The organism is Paenibacillus sp. FSL R5-0486 (assembly GCF_037975155.1).
In the GTDB taxonomy this organism is placed as follows: domain Bacteria; phylum Bacillota; class Bacilli; order Paenibacillales; family Paenibacillaceae; genus Paenibacillus; species Paenibacillus amylolyticus.
On record NZ_CP150237.1, the window covers coordinates 4297613 to 4312821 of the forward strand.

Annotated in this window: 20 protein-coding genes; 9 read left to right on the forward strand and 11 right to left on the reverse strand. The window is 45.6% G+C overall.

What is annotated here, in order from left to right; translation table 11 throughout:
* Positions 1-116: 116 nt before the first annotated feature.
* Both MKY01_RS19035 and MKY01_RS19040 read right to left on the reverse strand, forming a co-directional pair.
* Positions 117-938: a cupin domain-containing protein gene (locus MKY01_RS19035; RefSeq protein ID WP_339283133.1), complete on the reverse strand. Its 822-nt coding sequence runs from the start codon at positions 936-938 to the stop codon at positions 117-119.
* A gap of 153 nt (positions 939-1091) precedes the next feature.
* Complete coding sequence (locus tag MKY01_RS19040; RefSeq protein ID WP_339283135.1) at positions 1092-2141, reverse strand: leucine-rich repeat domain-containing protein; 1050 nt, start codon at positions 2139-2141, stop codon at positions 1092-1094.
* A 115-nt stretch (positions 2142-2256) separates the two neighbouring features.
* Between MKY01_RS19040 and MKY01_RS19045 the strand changes: the two genes are divergently transcribed.
* Positions 2257-2601: a hypothetical protein gene (locus tag MKY01_RS19045; RefSeq protein WP_339283137.1), complete on the forward strand. Its 345-nt coding sequence runs from the start codon at positions 2257-2259 to the stop codon at positions 2599-2601.
* 91 nt (positions 2602-2692) lie between these two features.
* On the opposite strand, the gene MKY01_RS19050 is transcribed toward MKY01_RS19045, so the two are convergent.
* Genes MKY01_RS19050 through MKY01_RS19080 form a run of 7 tightly spaced genes read right to left on the reverse strand, consistent with a single transcriptional unit; the run spans position 2693 to position 7733 of the window.
* Entirely contained in the window at positions 2693-3298 is a 606-nt protein-coding gene (locus MKY01_RS19050) for an SMI1/KNR4 family protein (protein WP_339283139.1), read from the reverse strand.
* Positions 3299-3319: 21 nt separating this feature from the next.
* Positions 3320-3742 (reverse strand): hypothetical protein, encoded by a 423-nt coding sequence (locus MKY01_RS19055; protein ID WP_339283141.1) that lies wholly within the window; start codon positions 3740-3742, stop codon positions 3320-3322.
* A gap of 32 nt (positions 3743-3774) precedes the next feature.
* Positions 3775-5076: a hypothetical protein gene (locus tag MKY01_RS19060; protein WP_253501217.1), complete on the reverse strand. Its 1302-nt coding sequence runs from the start codon at positions 5074-5076 to the stop codon at positions 3775-3777.
* Positions 5077-5097: 21 nt separating this feature from the next.
* The gene (locus MKY01_RS19065; protein ID WP_339283143.1) at positions 5098-5832 is read right to left on the reverse strand and encodes an SMI1/KNR4 family protein; all 735 of its coding nucleotides are present in this window, start codon (positions 5830-5832) and stop codon (positions 5098-5100) included.
* 45 nt (positions 5833-5877) lie between these two features.
* A complete protein-coding gene (locus MKY01_RS19070; protein WP_100527293.1) occupies positions 5878-6438 on the reverse strand; it encodes a hypothetical protein in 561 nt (186 codons plus the stop codon).
* The gene (locus tag MKY01_RS19075) at positions 6435-7085 is read right to left on the reverse strand and encodes a hypothetical protein (protein WP_339283146.1); all 651 of its coding nucleotides are present in this window, start codon (positions 7083-7085) and stop codon (positions 6435-6437) included. The genes MKY01_RS19070 and MKY01_RS19075 overlap by 4 nt, the downstream gene beginning before the upstream one ends.
* A 39-nt stretch (positions 7086-7124) precedes the next feature.
* Positions 7125-7733 (reverse strand): hypothetical protein, encoded by a 609-nt coding sequence (locus MKY01_RS19080; RefSeq protein ID WP_315371776.1) that lies wholly within the window; start codon positions 7731-7733, stop codon positions 7125-7127.
* Positions 7734-8012: 279 nt separating this feature from the next.
* On the opposite strand from MKY01_RS19080, the gene MKY01_RS19085 reads away from it, so the two are divergent.
* Both MKY01_RS19085 and MKY01_RS19090 read left to right on the forward strand, forming a co-directional pair.
* A complete protein-coding gene (locus MKY01_RS19085) occupies positions 8013-9011 on the forward strand; it encodes a multicopper oxidase domain-containing protein (protein ID WP_315371777.1) in 999 nt (332 codons plus the stop codon).
* Positions 9012-9067: 56 nt separating this feature from the next.
* Positions 9068-9769: a Crp/Fnr family transcriptional regulator gene (locus MKY01_RS19090; RefSeq protein WP_339283149.1), complete on the forward strand. Its 702-nt coding sequence runs from the start codon at positions 9068-9070 to the stop codon at positions 9767-9769.
* Between the two features lie 129 nt (positions 9770-9898).
* On the opposite strand, the gene MKY01_RS19095 is transcribed toward MKY01_RS19090, so the two are convergent.
* Positions 9899-10621, reverse strand: a complete 723-nt coding sequence (locus MKY01_RS19095) for a hypothetical protein (protein ID WP_017687819.1) — start codon at positions 10619-10621, stop codon at positions 9899-9901.
* A 177-nt stretch (positions 10622-10798) separates the two neighbouring features.
* Between MKY01_RS19095 and MKY01_RS19100 the strand changes: the two genes are divergently transcribed.
* The 6 genes from MKY01_RS19100 (at position 10799) to MKY01_RS19125 (ending at position 14596) form a co-directional block, all read left to right on the forward strand.
* Positions 10799-11500, forward strand: coding sequence for a Crp/Fnr family transcriptional regulator (locus tag MKY01_RS19100; RefSeq protein ID WP_339283152.1), 702 nt, complete (start codon positions 10799-10801; stop codon positions 11498-11500).
* A gap of 301 nt (positions 11501-11801) precedes the next feature.
* Positions 11802-12035, forward strand: a complete 234-nt coding sequence (locus MKY01_RS19105) for a DUF2249 domain-containing protein (protein ID WP_036613358.1) — start codon at positions 11802-11804, stop codon at positions 12033-12035.
* A 17-nt stretch (positions 12036-12052) separates the two neighbouring features.
* Positions 12053-12427 (forward strand): hypothetical protein, encoded by a 375-nt coding sequence (locus tag MKY01_RS19110; protein ID WP_339283154.1) that lies wholly within the window; start codon positions 12053-12055, stop codon positions 12425-12427.
* Complete coding sequence (locus MKY01_RS19115) at positions 12414-13019, forward strand: DUF2249 domain-containing protein (RefSeq protein ID WP_127549528.1); 606 nt, start codon at positions 12414-12416, stop codon at positions 13017-13019. Before MKY01_RS19110 ends, MKY01_RS19115 begins: the two co-directional genes overlap by 14 nt.
* A 13-nt stretch (positions 13020-13032) precedes the next feature.
* On the forward strand, positions 13033-14265 hold the full coding sequence (locus MKY01_RS19120) for a hypothetical protein (RefSeq protein WP_339283157.1): 1233 nt from the start codon (positions 13033-13035) through the stop codon (positions 14263-14265).
* 28 nt (positions 14266-14293) lie between these two features.
* Entirely contained in the window at positions 14294-14596 is a 303-nt protein-coding gene (locus MKY01_RS19125; protein ID WP_197997654.1) for a metal-sulfur cluster assembly factor, read from the forward strand.
* A gap of 226 nt (positions 14597-14822) precedes the next feature.
* On the opposite strand, the gene MKY01_RS19130 is transcribed toward MKY01_RS19125, so the two are convergent.
* The gene (locus MKY01_RS19130; protein WP_339283159.1) at positions 14823-15164 is read right to left on the reverse strand and encodes a cupin domain-containing protein; all 342 of its coding nucleotides are present in this window, start codon (positions 15162-15164) and stop codon (positions 14823-14825) included.
* Positions 15165-15209: the final 45 nt, after the last annotated feature.

Sequence of the window (15209 nt, forward strand, 5' to 3'; positions counted from 1 at the left end):
AGGTTTGGAGACACCTTTAATCAACAAAAGAAGCGTTCCTTTGCGGACGCTTCTTTTGTTATACCTAATTTAACTGAAATACTTATGTGTATTAGATAAACCTCGCCTCATGACCGTCATCTGTCCTCTTGATTATTCGTATTCATAGGAAGCTCTCTATAATACGGACAGCCCGGCTCATGAATAATACGTGGATCAACCCAAGTGCCCCAGTACGGAAGACGGTTCACGTAAGGTTGCATGTTTGGTTGGTTGTTTGGCTGTGTATTGGGCTGCATGTTTGGTTGTACATTGGGTTGTGTGTTTGGTTGCATGTTTGGCTGTACATTGGGTTGTACATTAGGCATTACGTAAGGCTGATGATTCACATTTGGAGCACTGTTAGAGGCAGGAGCAATTGAAGGCTGGCAATCTGCCGGCGGGCCAATAATCACTGTTTTTTGAATGGGAGCAAGTGCTTCTTGAACTTTTTTCTCATCCAGACAGTACGTATAAGCCAAAAGTTTTGCAGGTGTAAGACGTAAGGTGTCTGAGCCAAATATCGCTTCAGGAACCGGTGCATCAAAGATTGCGAGTAAGTGCGTGTGATCTGCAGTGGCCACTTCATAGTGCCACCAGCCTTGAGGAACGTTAGCCACCTGCCCCGGAGTAATCGGGAAATGAAGAAGCTCGTTGGTAAATGGATTAATGAGGGAAACAACTGCCGCACCGCTGATGCAGTATACCAACTCCGTTGCATTCTGATGCGTATGTGGTTCAACCACATTGCCCGTGTTGAGGAAAATATCCAGTAAAGAAACATCGCCCAGTGTGTTTAACTGCTTGATGGAAAGAGCGTTAATATAGTTGTTCTCATCCTTCTTGAATAACGGGTTATTGCTCAAATCGTAAGTAAATTCGGTGGTTGGTAAAGTGTAATCCATGTATGAGGTTGCCAAAATAAAACGCCTGCCCTTCGCTCTCGGTTTAGGTCATAACCTATATGCCAGCTTATGCCCAGCGCCCAGATACGTGAGCCCATTTCCGCCAAGTTCTCATCGCATAACAAATATCCCTGACTCGGACATCCCGAGAGCAGGGCTCATTGGCTATTAAAGTTCTGCTTCGTCGGAGATGTCATCACAACTAATCCCTAATGGAGTACTGTTCAAATTTACACTCTGAAGCCAACTCATTCGCTTGACCATGTCTGGCATTCCCTCGATCAAACCATCAGTTACACTCAAATAACGTAGTTTCTTTAGTTTCTCCAGTTCAGGCGGAAGCTCACGTATGCCCGAATAGCCTATATCCAGAGTTACGAGTTCGCTCAATTCACCGATCTCGGATGGAATATGTTTCAGACCAAGATCCGACTTTTCCTTTGGCTTCCACCCGGTAGGAACATGATAAGAACTACCGCAATAAATTCTAAGATCTCGAAGTTGTTTCAATTTTCCAATGTCTTGGTGAATACCTTCCAAATCCGCCGTCATGATCTCCAATTCTTCCAATGATGTCAGTTCGAAAAGGGCTGGAGGAAGCGTATAAACATCCTGCTCAAAAATTGTCAAACGTTTCAAGTGCTTTAATTCCCGAATACGTTCCGGAATCTCTTTCAAGTAATGTGAACTAATATTCAGCACATCCGTCTGATGTCTAATCGCATCGTCCAGTAAACAATGAATGTCTTGATGCAGATCTAATCTAAAAAATAACCCAGTGATTCGCTCCATTAGCTCAATTGCTTCTTCTTGTGTAATATGCATGCCATACATATTCTCATGAGCAACAGTGTAGAAGTAGTCACTTCCATCCTCGTTCAAAAAACAAAGATCATCTGGCATTGAGGGATAACACCAGTCATGAAAGCGGTTGGCTTCCTCCTTGAGGATCTGCCCTGATTCCGGCGTGCAACGATATATGTAATAAATCCCCTCTGAATACATGGCGCCACTTTTCATCATCATTTCTTCCATCGTACTGCTCTCAATCAAATACGGATCCAATCTCCGTAACACTGTAGTAACTCTTTCAGGTGTAGCTTCCTCAGCATACTTTCTATCAACCAGCATAAACCGGTCTGTCTTCTCGATCAATTCGTCAATCAACAGTTCATAGGCAGTTCCTCTTGGATCAGTGTGAAAAGCTACGGCTACCATATGTTCCCCCTCATTACTCATTATTCATTATTCATTAATCTTCAATCTGCTGTATCATCTGAAACCACTGTGGCATAGGCTGATATCATCAATCCAGTCATTGGAGGCTTATTACATGGCATACGGCCCTGGTTCAGTTTCATCCCCGCAATCTGCGGGTTATCCTTACCCTTATTATCCGTCACCCCCACCGTATCCTTACCCTTATCCCTATCCATACCCGCCCATCGTTCCTGTTCCACTACCATATCCGATCGGTGGTCCTTGGTGGCATGGTGGATATCCCGGCGGTGGTTACCCCGGTGGACACCCTGGTCATTTCCCAGGAGGTGGCTATCCCGGTGGACCTCACGGAGGTGGCTATCCAGGCGGACCTCATGGAGGCAGGCCGGGTGGTCCAGGTGGACACGGAGGACCTCCAGGCGGAGGATTTCACGGACATCGTTTCTTCCAGTGGTAATCATTAGACTCATTCAAAGTACTTGTTCAGATAAAGGAGCTGCTTCGGCAGCTTCTTTATTATTGAAGGAATTGTCTAATCGTGCAGGATTTTAATAAGTGATCTCATCCATCATCTTCAGATTACGGTTCGACATGCTTAGGAGATCCGTGAAGGTAGGTGTAATGTAATAAACAAAGTCCGGATCGTGCACGTACATAATAATCTGCCCATACGTGCCTTCCGCCGTTGGATCAAAATCGAGCATCAGATACAGTGAACCACCTGCAATTGTTGCAAAAGGAATCCATGGTTTATGGAAAAGGTATGGTTTGATCTCCGGGTCCAGCTGGCTGATCTCTTCGGCAGAATAATACTCTTCAAGCTTCTCATCCACTTCACAAAAGTATTGTTTGGTCTCTCGAATCTCTTCCAATGACATCAGATAAAAGGGTGTACATCTGCCCGTCTCGGCATCACCCGAGTACAGCACATGCAACCCGTAGCCACTGCCGTCTTTCCTTTGGTAAAAGGCACGAAAATCGCCAGGCAGCCGGACGCCATACTCCTTTTCGAATAGATCCAGACTTTCCTCGGATGCACCTTCCCGATGTTGATATTCTTCAAACAATTGCCGAATCTCTTGATCCTGTATTCTCTCATCTAACAAGTGATTCAACTCGTCCATTAGCACGTTTAATGATACATTCGGCTCCAATCTCACCACACCTCCCCTAACTCAGTTCTTCTCTTCTTGTAGATATTGATGATATTCCCAAAACGCTTCTTCCTCTCCGCCGCCTTCAATTAGAATCATGACTGCGTAAGATAACAAATTAAGCCATTGTTCCATCAATGTTACCTGTTCGTCGGAAATGAGGTTGTTGCTGCGAAGCATGCCTTCGGGTTCAACGGCCCAAGCACGGGCCATATGAGTAATTCCCCATAGACATACCATGACTTCCCGATCCAGTGAAGGCCGTGCAAGTTCGGACGCCAGAACACGCAGTATCTCCATCAACTCATGAAAATTCTCCTTAATCAAATGTCCACGGAAAGGCCGCAGACTGCCAATAAAACCGTTCTCCATCTTGGGATGACTCAGATCATCATAAGAAAAGGAGTGACATTTTAATAACGTTACAGCCTCTTCACGTTCCATCCCTTCACCCCTAACTAGGTCAAAATGCTACCTCACCAGCGCAGAAGTTCTTCTCCACGCCACAACACATACCGCTCCAACTCACGAAGAGTGCCTGTACCGATCCCGTACTCGTCCATTTCTTTGGAACGAAGATCGAGCACATGCAGCATGCCACCATATGTGCCAACTGCAAGTTTGGATCGCTCTGGTGATACGGCGAAAGAATAGATCGTACTACCCACGAAATGGCGCCATACTTCCTCTCCCTTGTTATTCACACAATACAGATAACCATATGCATCTCCAAGCACCATGCCTGCCTCTATTTCCACTGCTGCATACACACGTGCATTCTCATCCATCACTGGCCAATCTTCCTTCGTTTCGTTGCCTGCAATTGATTCCAGCGGGACCTGTATGGTGACCCCGTTATAGAAATGACATGCGTTAAACCAGACGTTCTGGTTATCACCGGTGAATGTTGCATAATGAGGGTAGCTCGATTCTGGATAGAGAGAGTATGTCTTGCTCAGCCGACGGTCCATCACCATATGATTGCTTCCTTGGCTGCCATAGGCAATCCATCTACCATCCCTTGATACAGCTGCATGTCCCATATCTATCTGTGTATCCTCTAGCTCATACTCTTCGATCTCTGCCAGATCGGGATGAAGCAAGGTCACCTGGGCTTGTGTGACGAGATATATCCCGTATCTTGAATGTATGAGTAGTGCTTTGCCTTCATCGATAGGTATAAGTCCTTCAAGTGTCCGTTCGGGATGCTCACAGTCCGCAAGTGATTCAATCCGAGTTAATGCCGAGTGTATCCGGGCTTGAATATCTTCCCATTGATATGTCGCTATCTCCTGTCCTTCCAACTTGCGATCTGGCTGACGAATGATACGAATCCCATCCGGTCCTGCAAGCGCAAAGTCAATTCCATCCGCTGAGCAACCTGCAAAAGTATATGGAGAGATCAACTGCCATCCGTGCTGATCCATCGTATATATCTGACTATTCTCCGTGAAAATCCCCGTATTACATACAATCGTTTCCTCGTTCAGATAACCTACAACTTTGACCGCTTGCATGGAAGCCTGAAACGCCTCGTTCAATGGCCACGTCGCTGCGGGTAGCTCATGTCGAAGCACCTCCACATCACCATGGAGATTGGCCTGTCTCACCATATGGAATACTTCAGTACTCATTCCGCTTCTGGAGTCTACCTCCAACTCGGATTCATCCGGTTGCTCTCCCTGCATACTTCTCCGGACAAATGCATTGACATCCCTTGCATAACGCTTGCCTTCATTGCGCCATTGTTCCGCAATGTCTTCCTTTAACCAACTCATAGGTGTCCCTCCACTCTGCCCCTATTCATATGCCGTACAATGATGTGCCTGCAAGAACATACTGATTTCGTTATCCGTCGCCTCCTCCGCACCATTCTTTTCTTCATAGAAGAGGGCAACTTCTCTCCCAGCTGCATAGTTAAATCGTAAATATCCTCCCATCGACACCATAAACATCTTGCACATGTACTCATTCTCCAACACAGCATCCCACTTAAATTCTGTTTTGCATGTATCGGCGAGTTCCTTCATGGAGCTTCCCTGTTCCGTCCCTGAAAAATGGTAAAACGTATGTTTCCGCAGCTCATTCCACGGCTCAAAGTAAAGTGGCGTTATTGGTTTATCCTGATGGTAATACCCACAATAGATCCGGTCTAGCGTTTCGCCAAATTCAGTCTCCGAGCATGTCCATAAGGTGATATTTTCATCATGACGCGGTAGCCACAACAGCCCCTCAACTTCCGGATGAACAGCAAGGAAATCTCCATCTACAGAACTGCCGATGGAGATGCACTGCTCAAGTTGCTGCTGACTTATAGGCGAATCATCCGTATGTATCCAAAAATCATAATCCACAAAAGGCTTCAACACTTCCGGGTCTGGCCTCTGCACATTCATCCATCCCGTGTATGTACCTTCCCCATATTGTTCAATCCAGGTACGGTATGATAAAGGTAGCGAGATGGCGTGCTGTTGTTCAAAGTGATCCAGTTCCTCCGCTGGAACCGGCTTAAGTACACGGGATACAATATACATTTGTCGACATCTCCCATCTCAGTTTGGTTCATTCGTTTTCAGGATCTAAGCCAGTTCTTCCTGTACAATTTCAGTCCATACTCCTTTACGATTCAGAATGCGAATGGCAAAAGCATCATATCCATCACGCTTGACCTGATCAAAATGCATGCGCTCTCCCGTAATCAGTTCATATGCACCATTTTCATCTACATCTTCGCCAAACTCTTCATCCCAAGGCACATTGTAGTAAGCCGTCAACTCTACTTCAAAGATGTCCTCTCCTTCAACATCCAGGTAAGGACGAAGAGGTCTGTCATGTAGTGCGTCTTCCGAATAGGTCTCACATAACATGGCATCATATCCGTGCTTGGCGGTATCAATGAGCAGATAGCGCTCACCCGTGACCGTATGCTCCGCATATACAAGAAGAGGTGTCGAATCATGCCAGGCAATCAGATCATCTTCCGTCAAGTCACCATAATAAAAAATATGGAATTTATCATGACCGTCACTCATTTGAAGTTTGCCTTTCCACTCCACTTCATCGGACTTTATGTTCTCTTCCTTCCTAATTAATCCTTCCAGATAAGCAGGTCCGTGTTGTACACCATACTCATTCATCATCTCGCCTCCAATTTGTTCATTCGAATAGTAACTACTTTGTGTTCCTCATCCACCGTCAGTTTCACATCAATGTTAAGCTTGTCGCGAAATAACGCCGTAATATTGATATACGGATCGCGGGCAGCTTCGCTACTACCGCCACTATTACGGCTCATTCCCTGATGAATGATGGATTCTACCAGCTGTTTATCTCCCTTGCCGGTGTTATTGTATGTGTAGATCACCTGCCCATCCTGATCATACAGATTCAAAACCGTTGTGAAATCATTGGCGTTCTCATACTGTCTCTCGGTCTGTACATAGTTGTGATCTGTACGTTGATAGTTTACAGTACCAGCCAGATACGGATTGTCCCCGCCTGGCTTCACATCATACTCCTTATAAGCCAGATTAAACAGGTATTGGATATGATTCATATCAATCCGGTAATAAAACTGACGGTTATCTTCCTCTTTGTCCATCGCTGCAAAACTGTTAATCAGCGGCCAAGCCCCATAGGACTTCCCATTAACATCAACGGCCAGAGCATAGTCAGATAATACTGTCTCTTTTTGAAATACACCGAATGTCTGTAAAATAAAATAAGCCGGAATCATCAACATACCCAGAATGACTGCAAAAATAGTAAGTTTAACTCGTAGTTTCATGTCTTCTCTCCTTGCGGCTTTAACTCTTCAATTTCAGTCTCATCCAGTCTTGTGCTGAAGCTTCGACAGTGTACGAACAACCACATCCCTGTTCTTCGCATCCTTGATATATGCCGGAATACTATGTGAAGCCGTTCGTATAGGCATATTTCCGTATTTTACACGCAGGTCTGCGGAGACATAAGCGATGAGATAATTCAGATGCTCCCGATTCACAGCCCATATTATTTTTCCTCTGAAATTATCCAGGAAGTATAATTCCAGCCCGAATACAGGATCTTTCCCAGCACAAATCTCGGAAAAACACCTTTGGTATGTCGGCTTGGCGTGTAATTCAACCTGATTAACAGAACTACAATGCGGACATTCCACATGCGTCGATCGGTGAGACGTCTTCTTCTCGTCTGTGACTTCCACGTTAAACCAACGTTCACATACAGCACAATTCCCCTTGGCTTTATATTGATATACTGGTTCTTCAAAAGCTTGAGCGTAACATTCGTAACACTTCCATCCGAGTTGACCATTCCGTTGATCAATCGAAGCGTGCCCACCGCATTTGGGACATTTCACATCAATCCGCTCTCCCCGTCGAAGAACCGAATAGAAACTATACTTATACACACCTTCATCTTCGAAACGTTTCATCCTGTATCCACCTTTCTTCTAAAAGTACGACACACACAGCGTCAAAATACTCAACATTTACCAATCCATCTCTCTAAAATTATATGAAACTCCGTTGCTCAGCACAACAATTGAAGACAGATTGTTGGAAATGCCTCTAATACGACATACCCAAGTGTGTGCCTCATCACACCCGTCTCCACCTCAATAACGTAATCTATAACTAAATAACTACTGAAATGAAAGAAAACCTGCTTCTTAGATTGTGAAAAACATCACTTGAGTAAAGGTTGTGCAACTATGTTCTCCTTACTGAATGTATACAAATGGTCACTCGTATTTGCTATATTCACAGCAACTCTCTCTCACTGTAGTTCAACCGATACAGTTAAACCTGTTCACCACGATGAAGTCTCCTCCTCCTCCTCCTCTGCGATCAGTCAACCTCCGGTGGACCCGATCATTCGCAGAGAAGGTACCACGGTATATATTGAAATGACGGCTCAAGTTACCGATATCGAAATCTCCAAAGGTGTGATATACAACGCTTGGACATTTAATGGTACCGTACCCGGACCCGTCCTACGAGTGACAGAAGGCGATACGTTGGTGTTCACGTTGAAAAATAAAGATTCCAGCCTGCCTCACTCCATGGATTTTCACGCTGTACATGCTGCTCCCAGCAGCAAATTTATTGATGTTATGCCAGGCGAGGAAGGCACGTTCACTTATCCCACCTCCTCACCCGGTGTATTCATGTATCACTGTGGAACCAAACCGGTCCTTGCCCATATCGCCAACGGGATGTACGGCATGATTATTGTGGAATCCAAAGCAGGATACCCTTCCGATCACTTGGTTGATCGTGAGTATACCCTTGTTCAGAGTGAATGGTACAAAGAACATGACTACGAAGCTTTTTTGAACGGGGAACCGGATTATGTCGTATTTAACGGCAATGATTATGGATTAATAAAACATCCCCTGTTAGCCAAAGTAGGAGATACGGTGCGAATCTATGTCAGTAATGCCGGACCCAATGAAGTCTCATCCTTCCACGTTGTGGGTACCATTATGGACCGTGTGTATACGGATGGAAATCCACGCAACATCCAGTATGGAATACAGACGGTTATGCTTCCCGCAAGTGGTGGAGCTGTCGTAGAGTTCACCGTGACCGAAGAAGGCGATTATGCGATTGTAACCCATCAGTTCAACCATGTAGCCAAAGGCGCTGCCGCTGTTTTGCGTGTGACCAAGGATGGTGCTGATCATGGTGGACACGCGATGTCTCACTGAGACATGACAATAGATAATGGCTATACCTATCCTGAACAATTCGAGGTGATTAAACGATGATCTGTACACACGAAGCGAAGGATGCCTGTTTCTCCAAAGTATCTCTGTTCCAGCATCTTGATCCATCCGAAGCTGCCTTGTTGATCTCCCTTCTGCATACCCGCAAATATAACAAAGGCGAAGTTGTCGTCCAGGAGGGAGAACGCTCAGATACGCTTTATGTGGTTCACCAGGGATGTGTGAAGTTATCCAAATACAATGAAAATGGCAAGGAACATATTATCCGGTTTCTGTTTCCCGGAGATTTCTTCGGACAAGATTCCCTGTTACACCAAAAACCACATGCCGCAAACGCCGAAGTTCTGGAGCCTTCAGCCATCTGCTCTATTAGCAAGCATGACTTTGACCAGTTACTCGAACATGATCCAAAGCTTGCTTATCATTTCCTGCTTGCCATTACCAATCTTCTCCGTGAAACGGATGAATGGAATAGCTCGCTCAGTGCGATGACAACGGAACAGAAGATTGCCAAGTTGCTTTTGTATTTTCATACCCGAAATCATGCAAAACATGAGATCCGCTTGCCTGTTTTCAAAAAAGATATGGCTCTGTTACTCGGGATCACACCCGAAACACTTAGTCGTAAACTTGCCATGATGCAAACCCAGGGACTGCTTCAGGTTACAGGGAACTGTATCCTTATTCTGCAATTGGAGCAGCTCAGGGAAAGAATTGAACCGCCTGCCCGAAGCCAATGAACTGGGTAAGAAAGCTTGTGGATGCGAGGAAGCTGTTTTGGCAAAAAAGAGTATCCGATCAGAAATCACGCTGTTCGGATACTCTTTTTATATAAATTCAACTCATAGATCGGAAGCTTATTCTGTCATCTACAGATCCAACAACAGCGACACAAGCAATCCCATGGATGCAATCAAACCTACAACAGGCCCACCCTCTTCAAAGGCTTCCGGCATCATCGTCGAGCAGATCATGGCAATGATTCCGCCACCTGCAAATGCACCAATCGCTGCCCCCATCTCCTCTGGAAGCTGCTCCAGAAACAGATATCCACCCAGTGCTGCAATCGCGGAGATCAACAGTACACTCAGCCACATTAATATGATTTTGCCACGACTGTATTTCCCCTGAAGTCCAACCGTACTGGACAGACCTTCAGGAATGTTGCTGACAAAGATCGATACTACCAGGACCACACTGACACCGTTACCGGCCAGCAAGCTGGCACCAAGCATGATGGATTCCGGGATAGCATCCATTACTGTTCCTGCAAAGATCCCAAGCCCGCTTTGGTTCGAGTCTCCCGACTTTGCCGAACGTTTACGCCCCGCCCCTCCCTTTGCAGAAACGAGCAAGTCAAACAGCGTGTACACGACGGCACCCGCCGTAAATCCAATGGCGGTAGGTATTATTCCTCCATCATTCAGCGCATCTCCGAGAAGTTCAAAGGTCGCTGCACCAATTAATGTTCCTGTCCCAAAAGCCATGATCCATCCAATGACTCGTTTGGGAATCTTCAGAAACAAGGCTGCGAGTGCGCCAATGACAACCGCTGAGGCAGAGATGCCGCCCCACATGAATGCAGTCCACATCCGGGCCGACCCCTCTCTTGTTTAATCATATTCTATCATTCCATTAACCCAGGTTGAGTAATCAAAAACAGTGATGTGGCTTTACGGTGATCTATATCACCTGATGTGTTCAAAAATCACGCTATGATGAAATGATGTCGTCGTTCAGAACTATGAACACAGAGAGGAGAGATTCTCATGAGTAGGGTAAACAAAGATACAACAGCGGAGTTTCTACAACAGTTCCCCATCTTCCAGGACCTTAGCCCCGAGGAATTAAAGCAAGTCGAAGATATCGCCATTTCCAGAAGCATTCAGAAGAAATCGGTTATTTTCAGCGAAGGAAGCGAAAAAGAAGCTGTCTTTTTTATCCGTACCGGCATTGTAAAGGCCTATAAAACCGATGAGAACGGGCATGAACAGATTGTCTCTTTCCTCAAAACAGGAGATATGTTCCCACACACTGGCTTTTTTAATGCGCATCCTTACCCGGCTACCGCAGAAGCCATTACCCCTACCGAACTACTAGCCATACCTGTCCGACTTTTCGAACGATTAATGCTGAGCACACCTTCAATTGCGATCAAAATTATGCGTGTACTCGGTGACAAAATAAGAGAATTACAGGATAAATTACAAGTGCTCTCCGGTCAGGATGTACGCAATCGTGTACTTTCCTTCCTTCTTATGCTCGCAGATCAGCATGGACAGATACATGAAGACCAAGTTATCATCAACCTGCCCATGACACATCAGGAGTTTGCCAATTCTATTGGTACAACAAGGGAAACAGCAAATCGGCTTTTAAACCAGCTTACAAAAGAGAATTTGCTCGAAGTGGATCGCAGCCGGATCATCATTCATGATTTGCAAGCATTGAAGGAACAAAGGGATACGTGACCACCCTGCACCCAGATACACTGTTTTCTCCTACGCTATTACATTAAACTGTGTGTGCACAAAGAGACCTTAACGACCGTATTCGATGTTAAGGTCTCTTTCGCATGCACAATTAGCAATATACGTATCAGGATATTGTTAGTTTTGGCTTGCTCATGGCAATATTTCCATACAAGATTCTGACTCAAATAAGGCGAGACTATGACATTAAAAAAGGTGTGAGCAGGCTCACACAGTCCCCTCCTCACGTTTTCTATAATCAAATTGCAACACCACACTATCCCATTTGGAGGAATGACACATGAACACATACGCAGCAACCATTAATGCCACGGAGTATCCACCGCATTTGAAACATAAAGTTATTTTCGAAACGTTTGATCAGTTGCAACCACAGGAATCCATGTTGCTCATTAACGATCACGATCCAAAGCCACTTCGATTCCAGTTTCAATCCACACATCCTGATGGCTTCAACTGGGAGTATATTGAGCAGGGTCCTACAACCTTCCAAGTCAAAATCAGTAAATTATAGATTGGAGCTGAACGGCTATGGCGCACGTTGAAATCATTGACGATACTACACTTCGCATCACGCTGCGGCTGGATGACGCCACAACCATAGTTCAATTGGCACAGCGTGAGCAAGCAGAATATGCGCAAGAGATTATCACCATTTACGAAAAAATGCCTGTGTTCGAATACACTCATTTCTGTTTTTACGCCTATGACAGTGCAAGACTTTTTGAACGTGTGCTCGGCATGGACCCCAAAGCCTATCTGTCCTTCTCCCTCGATGCGCCGGAGTCATTCTTCTATGCGCTGTACGGTGGAATGGCCGCCCTGTATGAATCATCTCTACAGTTGGTACAGCAGGCGGATGCAGCTAGCGCAAGATTGGATGTGAACGCACATGTCTCCATCTGATGTCCATATTGTTGAATTGGATGTGCGTCCTCATCTGAGTAAAAAGTTAGAGCCGTTTCAGCTGATCATGGACACGGTCAAACGCCTTCAGCATGAAGACGTCTTTGTACTCCATGCTCCATTCAAACCAACGCCCCTGCTTGGTATTCTCAAGATGAAAGGATACTCCAGCACATCGGAACGAAAAGGTTCAGATCACTGGGTTACCACGTTTGTGCACAAAAAAAATAAAACCGGTGCCAAAGCATTATCAGCAATGGTTCTATCTGGATCGGAAGTCGATTCTAAGCCCGGTTCAGACGAAGAATCAGCTTCATGCAAAGGACATTCAGAGGAGCAAGCTGTTGCAATTGAAAACTTTGAATCCCTACAGGCACCCACCGTTATACTGGACAATCGCGGATTGGAACCGCCACAACCCATGATGCGAACACTTGCCGCACTGGAGCGTTGCAAAACTGGGGAAGTCGTACTTATTCATAATGACCGTGTGCCAGTCTTCCTGATTGAAGAGTTGAACAATCTCGGTTGCACCTACACGGTTGAAGATCAAGCCGATGGCACAGCCAAAGTGAGAATTGAAAAAGGGTAAGGAGGCGAGAGCCATGTCCAGGTTGCCGTTTCTTTTTATCATTACGGGCATCTTTGGATTTGTAATGTATCACGCATTCTCCCTGCTCTCGCTGACAGGCTGGCTTGGTGATGAACTCAGAGGACCCGAAGGCTGGTTTCATGCCCATCTGTTTGTGCTCGGGTGGGCAACCATGCTAGCTATGGGTGCCGTTTATCAGTTGATACATGTTATTTTGCAATCCAATATTTACAGTCTGTTTCTTGGTCATTGTCATTATTTCTTGTTCAGTATCGGAATCGTGGGCATGTTATACGGCTTCATCCGTGCAGATGTCATCTGGATTGCGGGTTCTGCTACACTCGCGCTCTCGGGCATTCTGTTGTTCGGATGGAATATGGCCGTTACCCTCTTCCGTGCCTCACAGTGGAATCCGGTAACGATCAGTGCAGCGTGTTCCTGTCTTTATCTGGTTCTTACCGGGCTATCCGGTATGCTGATGGGTCTGAATTTTGCCTTTGGTGATTGGAATGGTCTGCATGAACGATTATTCGGTGCACATATCTGGATGGGAACCTTCGGCTGGTTTGGCATGTTAATTACCGGCTTCAGTTACAAAATGCTGCCCATGTTCTACCTGTCCCACGATTATTCCATTCGACTGCAAAAAGTGGTCCTGGTTCTGTGGAATGCAGCTGTAGTTACAGGTGTTGTCGCATTTCTGACAGGTATCAAGGGAGGATTGCTCTGGCTTGCGCTCTTACTTCTAACCGCCGCCCTTCTCTTCTATGTGTATCACTTGGAGCAAATTCAGGAGAAACGGCACAAAAGTAATCCAGGTCCGGGCATTCGCTGGTCTGTCTATGTAAGTCGTGCGTTTGCTGTATATGCTGTTGCCCTACTGATCTATTCCTCGCAAGGGACTGAACTGCTGCTCCATCCAAGGGTTGTTCTGCTGTCTGGATGGGTATATCTCGGGGGCTGGGTGTCTCTCACCATACTTGGTTATGCCTCCAAAATCGTGCCTTTTCTATGGTGGACCCACAAATATGGCAAGCAGGCAGGCAGACCCGGAACACCGCTAATGGCTGGTATGCTGAGTGAACGGAACGTCCATTGGGGGATGATCGCCATGGTCGTTGGAAGCCTTTTGCTTATCAGTGGAATTCTGATTAATCTGGCTGAGGTCATGATGGTTGGAGGGACGATACTGTCTCTTGTCTCCATCATTTATATAACAAATATTGCTCTGGTATTCAGACGTTAACATTAATAAGGTGGACTGGAGAGTGAACATGATGGAACAAACCACGCATTTGCTGGAATGTCTCAAGGAAGTATATGACCCTGAATTAGGTGTCAATATCGTTGACCTGGGTCTGGTGTATGAAGTAAGGGAAGAGCCTGAACGGGTACATGTACGGATGACGCTGACTACACCAGGTTGCCCGCTGCACGATACGATTGTCGGTGCGGTGAAATGGGTTTTGCAGGAAAATACGAATAAAACCGATATTGATGTTCAAGTCGTGTGGGAGCCACAATGGTCTCCACAGCTAATGTCGAATGAAGCCAAGGAAATGCTGGGATACTTCTAGGCAGAATGACTATAGACCGGATGAATGAACAAGTTGCTGGCGGAATACAAAGAAGCGTACTTAAGATCTGATGTTCTCAGACCTCGGTATGCTTTTTGTTTTGCGATGGAAGCCACACTTGGTCAAGGTATTCTTGAAAAAAACAAATAAGGAAACTCCAGAATAGAGTTTCCCTTATATTAGTGCCGATCAGTGAATCATTATATCGATTCCTTGATATTAGATGTTAGATGTCCTTTACATAGGATGCTGCTGGCACTTTGTTTAACACCACGAACAAACGAACTTCCTGATCTCCTGTATTATGGAATGCAAACTCCACTTCACCGCCGCAATGAATTACATCCTCTTGTTTCACCTCTTGTTCTTTTCCATCCAGAATAAGTGTGCCTGTGCCTTCGACTACCAGCAAAATAACGTCTGTGCCCGGATGTTTATGAACGGGAAGCTGCTGACCTGGCAGAAAATGAAGTACAAAGGTCACTCCACCACCCTGTTGGAATAAAACTCGTTTCGTGAAACGGTCCTCACTGAATGTTTTGACTTCTTGCAATGACGTGATACTCATGATAATCGTCCTCCTCGATAATATAATCTGTGAATACATTCATCT

Coding starts and splice junctions, on each gene's coding strand:
- MKY01_RS19055 (WP_339283141.1), bottom strand. CDS start 3,742: ATGGAACGTGAAGAGGCTGTAACGTTATTAAAATGTCACTCCTTTTCT.
- MKY01_RS19085 (WP_315371777.1), top strand. CDS start 8,013: ATGTTCTCCTTACTGAATGTATACAAATGGTCACTCGTATTTGCTATA.
- MKY01_RS19125 (WP_197997654.1), top strand. CDS start 14,294: ATGATGGAACAAACCACGCATTTGCTGGAATGTCTCAAGGAAGTATAT.
- MKY01_RS19105 (WP_036613358.1), top strand. CDS start 11,802: ATGAACACATACGCAGCAACCATTAATGCCACGGAGTATCCACCGCAT.
- MKY01_RS19080 (WP_315371776.1), bottom strand. CDS start 7,733: ATGAAACGTTTCGAAGATGAAGGTGTGTATAAGTATAGTTTCTATTCG.
- MKY01_RS19130 (WP_339283159.1), bottom strand. CDS start 15,164: ATGAGTATCACGTCATTGCAAGAAGTCAAAACATTCAGTGAGGACCGT.
- MKY01_RS19070 (WP_100527293.1), bottom strand. CDS start 6,438: ATGATGAATGAGTATGGTGTACAACACGGACCTGCTTATCTGGAAGGA.
- MKY01_RS19075 (WP_339283146.1), bottom strand. CDS start 7,085: ATGAAACTACGAGTTAAACTTACTATTTTTGCAGTCATTCTGGGTATG.
- MKY01_RS19115 (WP_127549528.1), top strand. CDS start 12,414: ATGTCTCCATCTGATGTCCATATTGTTGAATTGGATGTGCGTCCTCAT.
- MKY01_RS19060 (WP_253501217.1), bottom strand. CDS start 5,076: ATGAGTTGGTTAAAGGAAGACATTGCGGAACAATGGCGCAATGAAGGC.
- MKY01_RS19045 (WP_339283137.1), top strand. CDS start 2,257: ATGGCATACGGCCCTGGTTCAGTTTCATCCCCGCAATCTGCGGGTTAT.
- MKY01_RS19120 (WP_339283157.1), top strand. CDS start 13,033: ATGTCCAGGTTGCCGTTTCTTTTTATCATTACGGGCATCTTTGGATTT.
- MKY01_RS19110 (WP_339283154.1), top strand. CDS start 12,053: ATGGCGCACGTTGAAATCATTGACGATACTACACTTCGCATCACGCTG.
- MKY01_RS19040 (WP_339283135.1), bottom strand. CDS start 2,141: ATGGTAGCCGTAGCTTTTCACACTGATCCAAGAGGAACTGCCTATGAA.
- MKY01_RS19065 (WP_339283143.1), bottom strand. CDS start 5,832: ATGTATATTGTATCCCGTGTACTTAAGCCGGTTCCAGCGGAGGAACTG.
- MKY01_RS19100 (WP_339283152.1), top strand. CDS start 10,799: ATGAGTAGGGTAAACAAAGATACAACAGCGGAGTTTCTACAACAGTTC.
- MKY01_RS19090 (WP_339283149.1), top strand. CDS start 9,068: ATGATCTGTACACACGAAGCGAAGGATGCCTGTTTCTCCAAAGTATCT.
- MKY01_RS19095 (WP_017687819.1), bottom strand. CDS start 10,621: ATGTGGACTGCATTCATGTGGGGCGGCATCTCTGCCTCAGCGGTTGTC.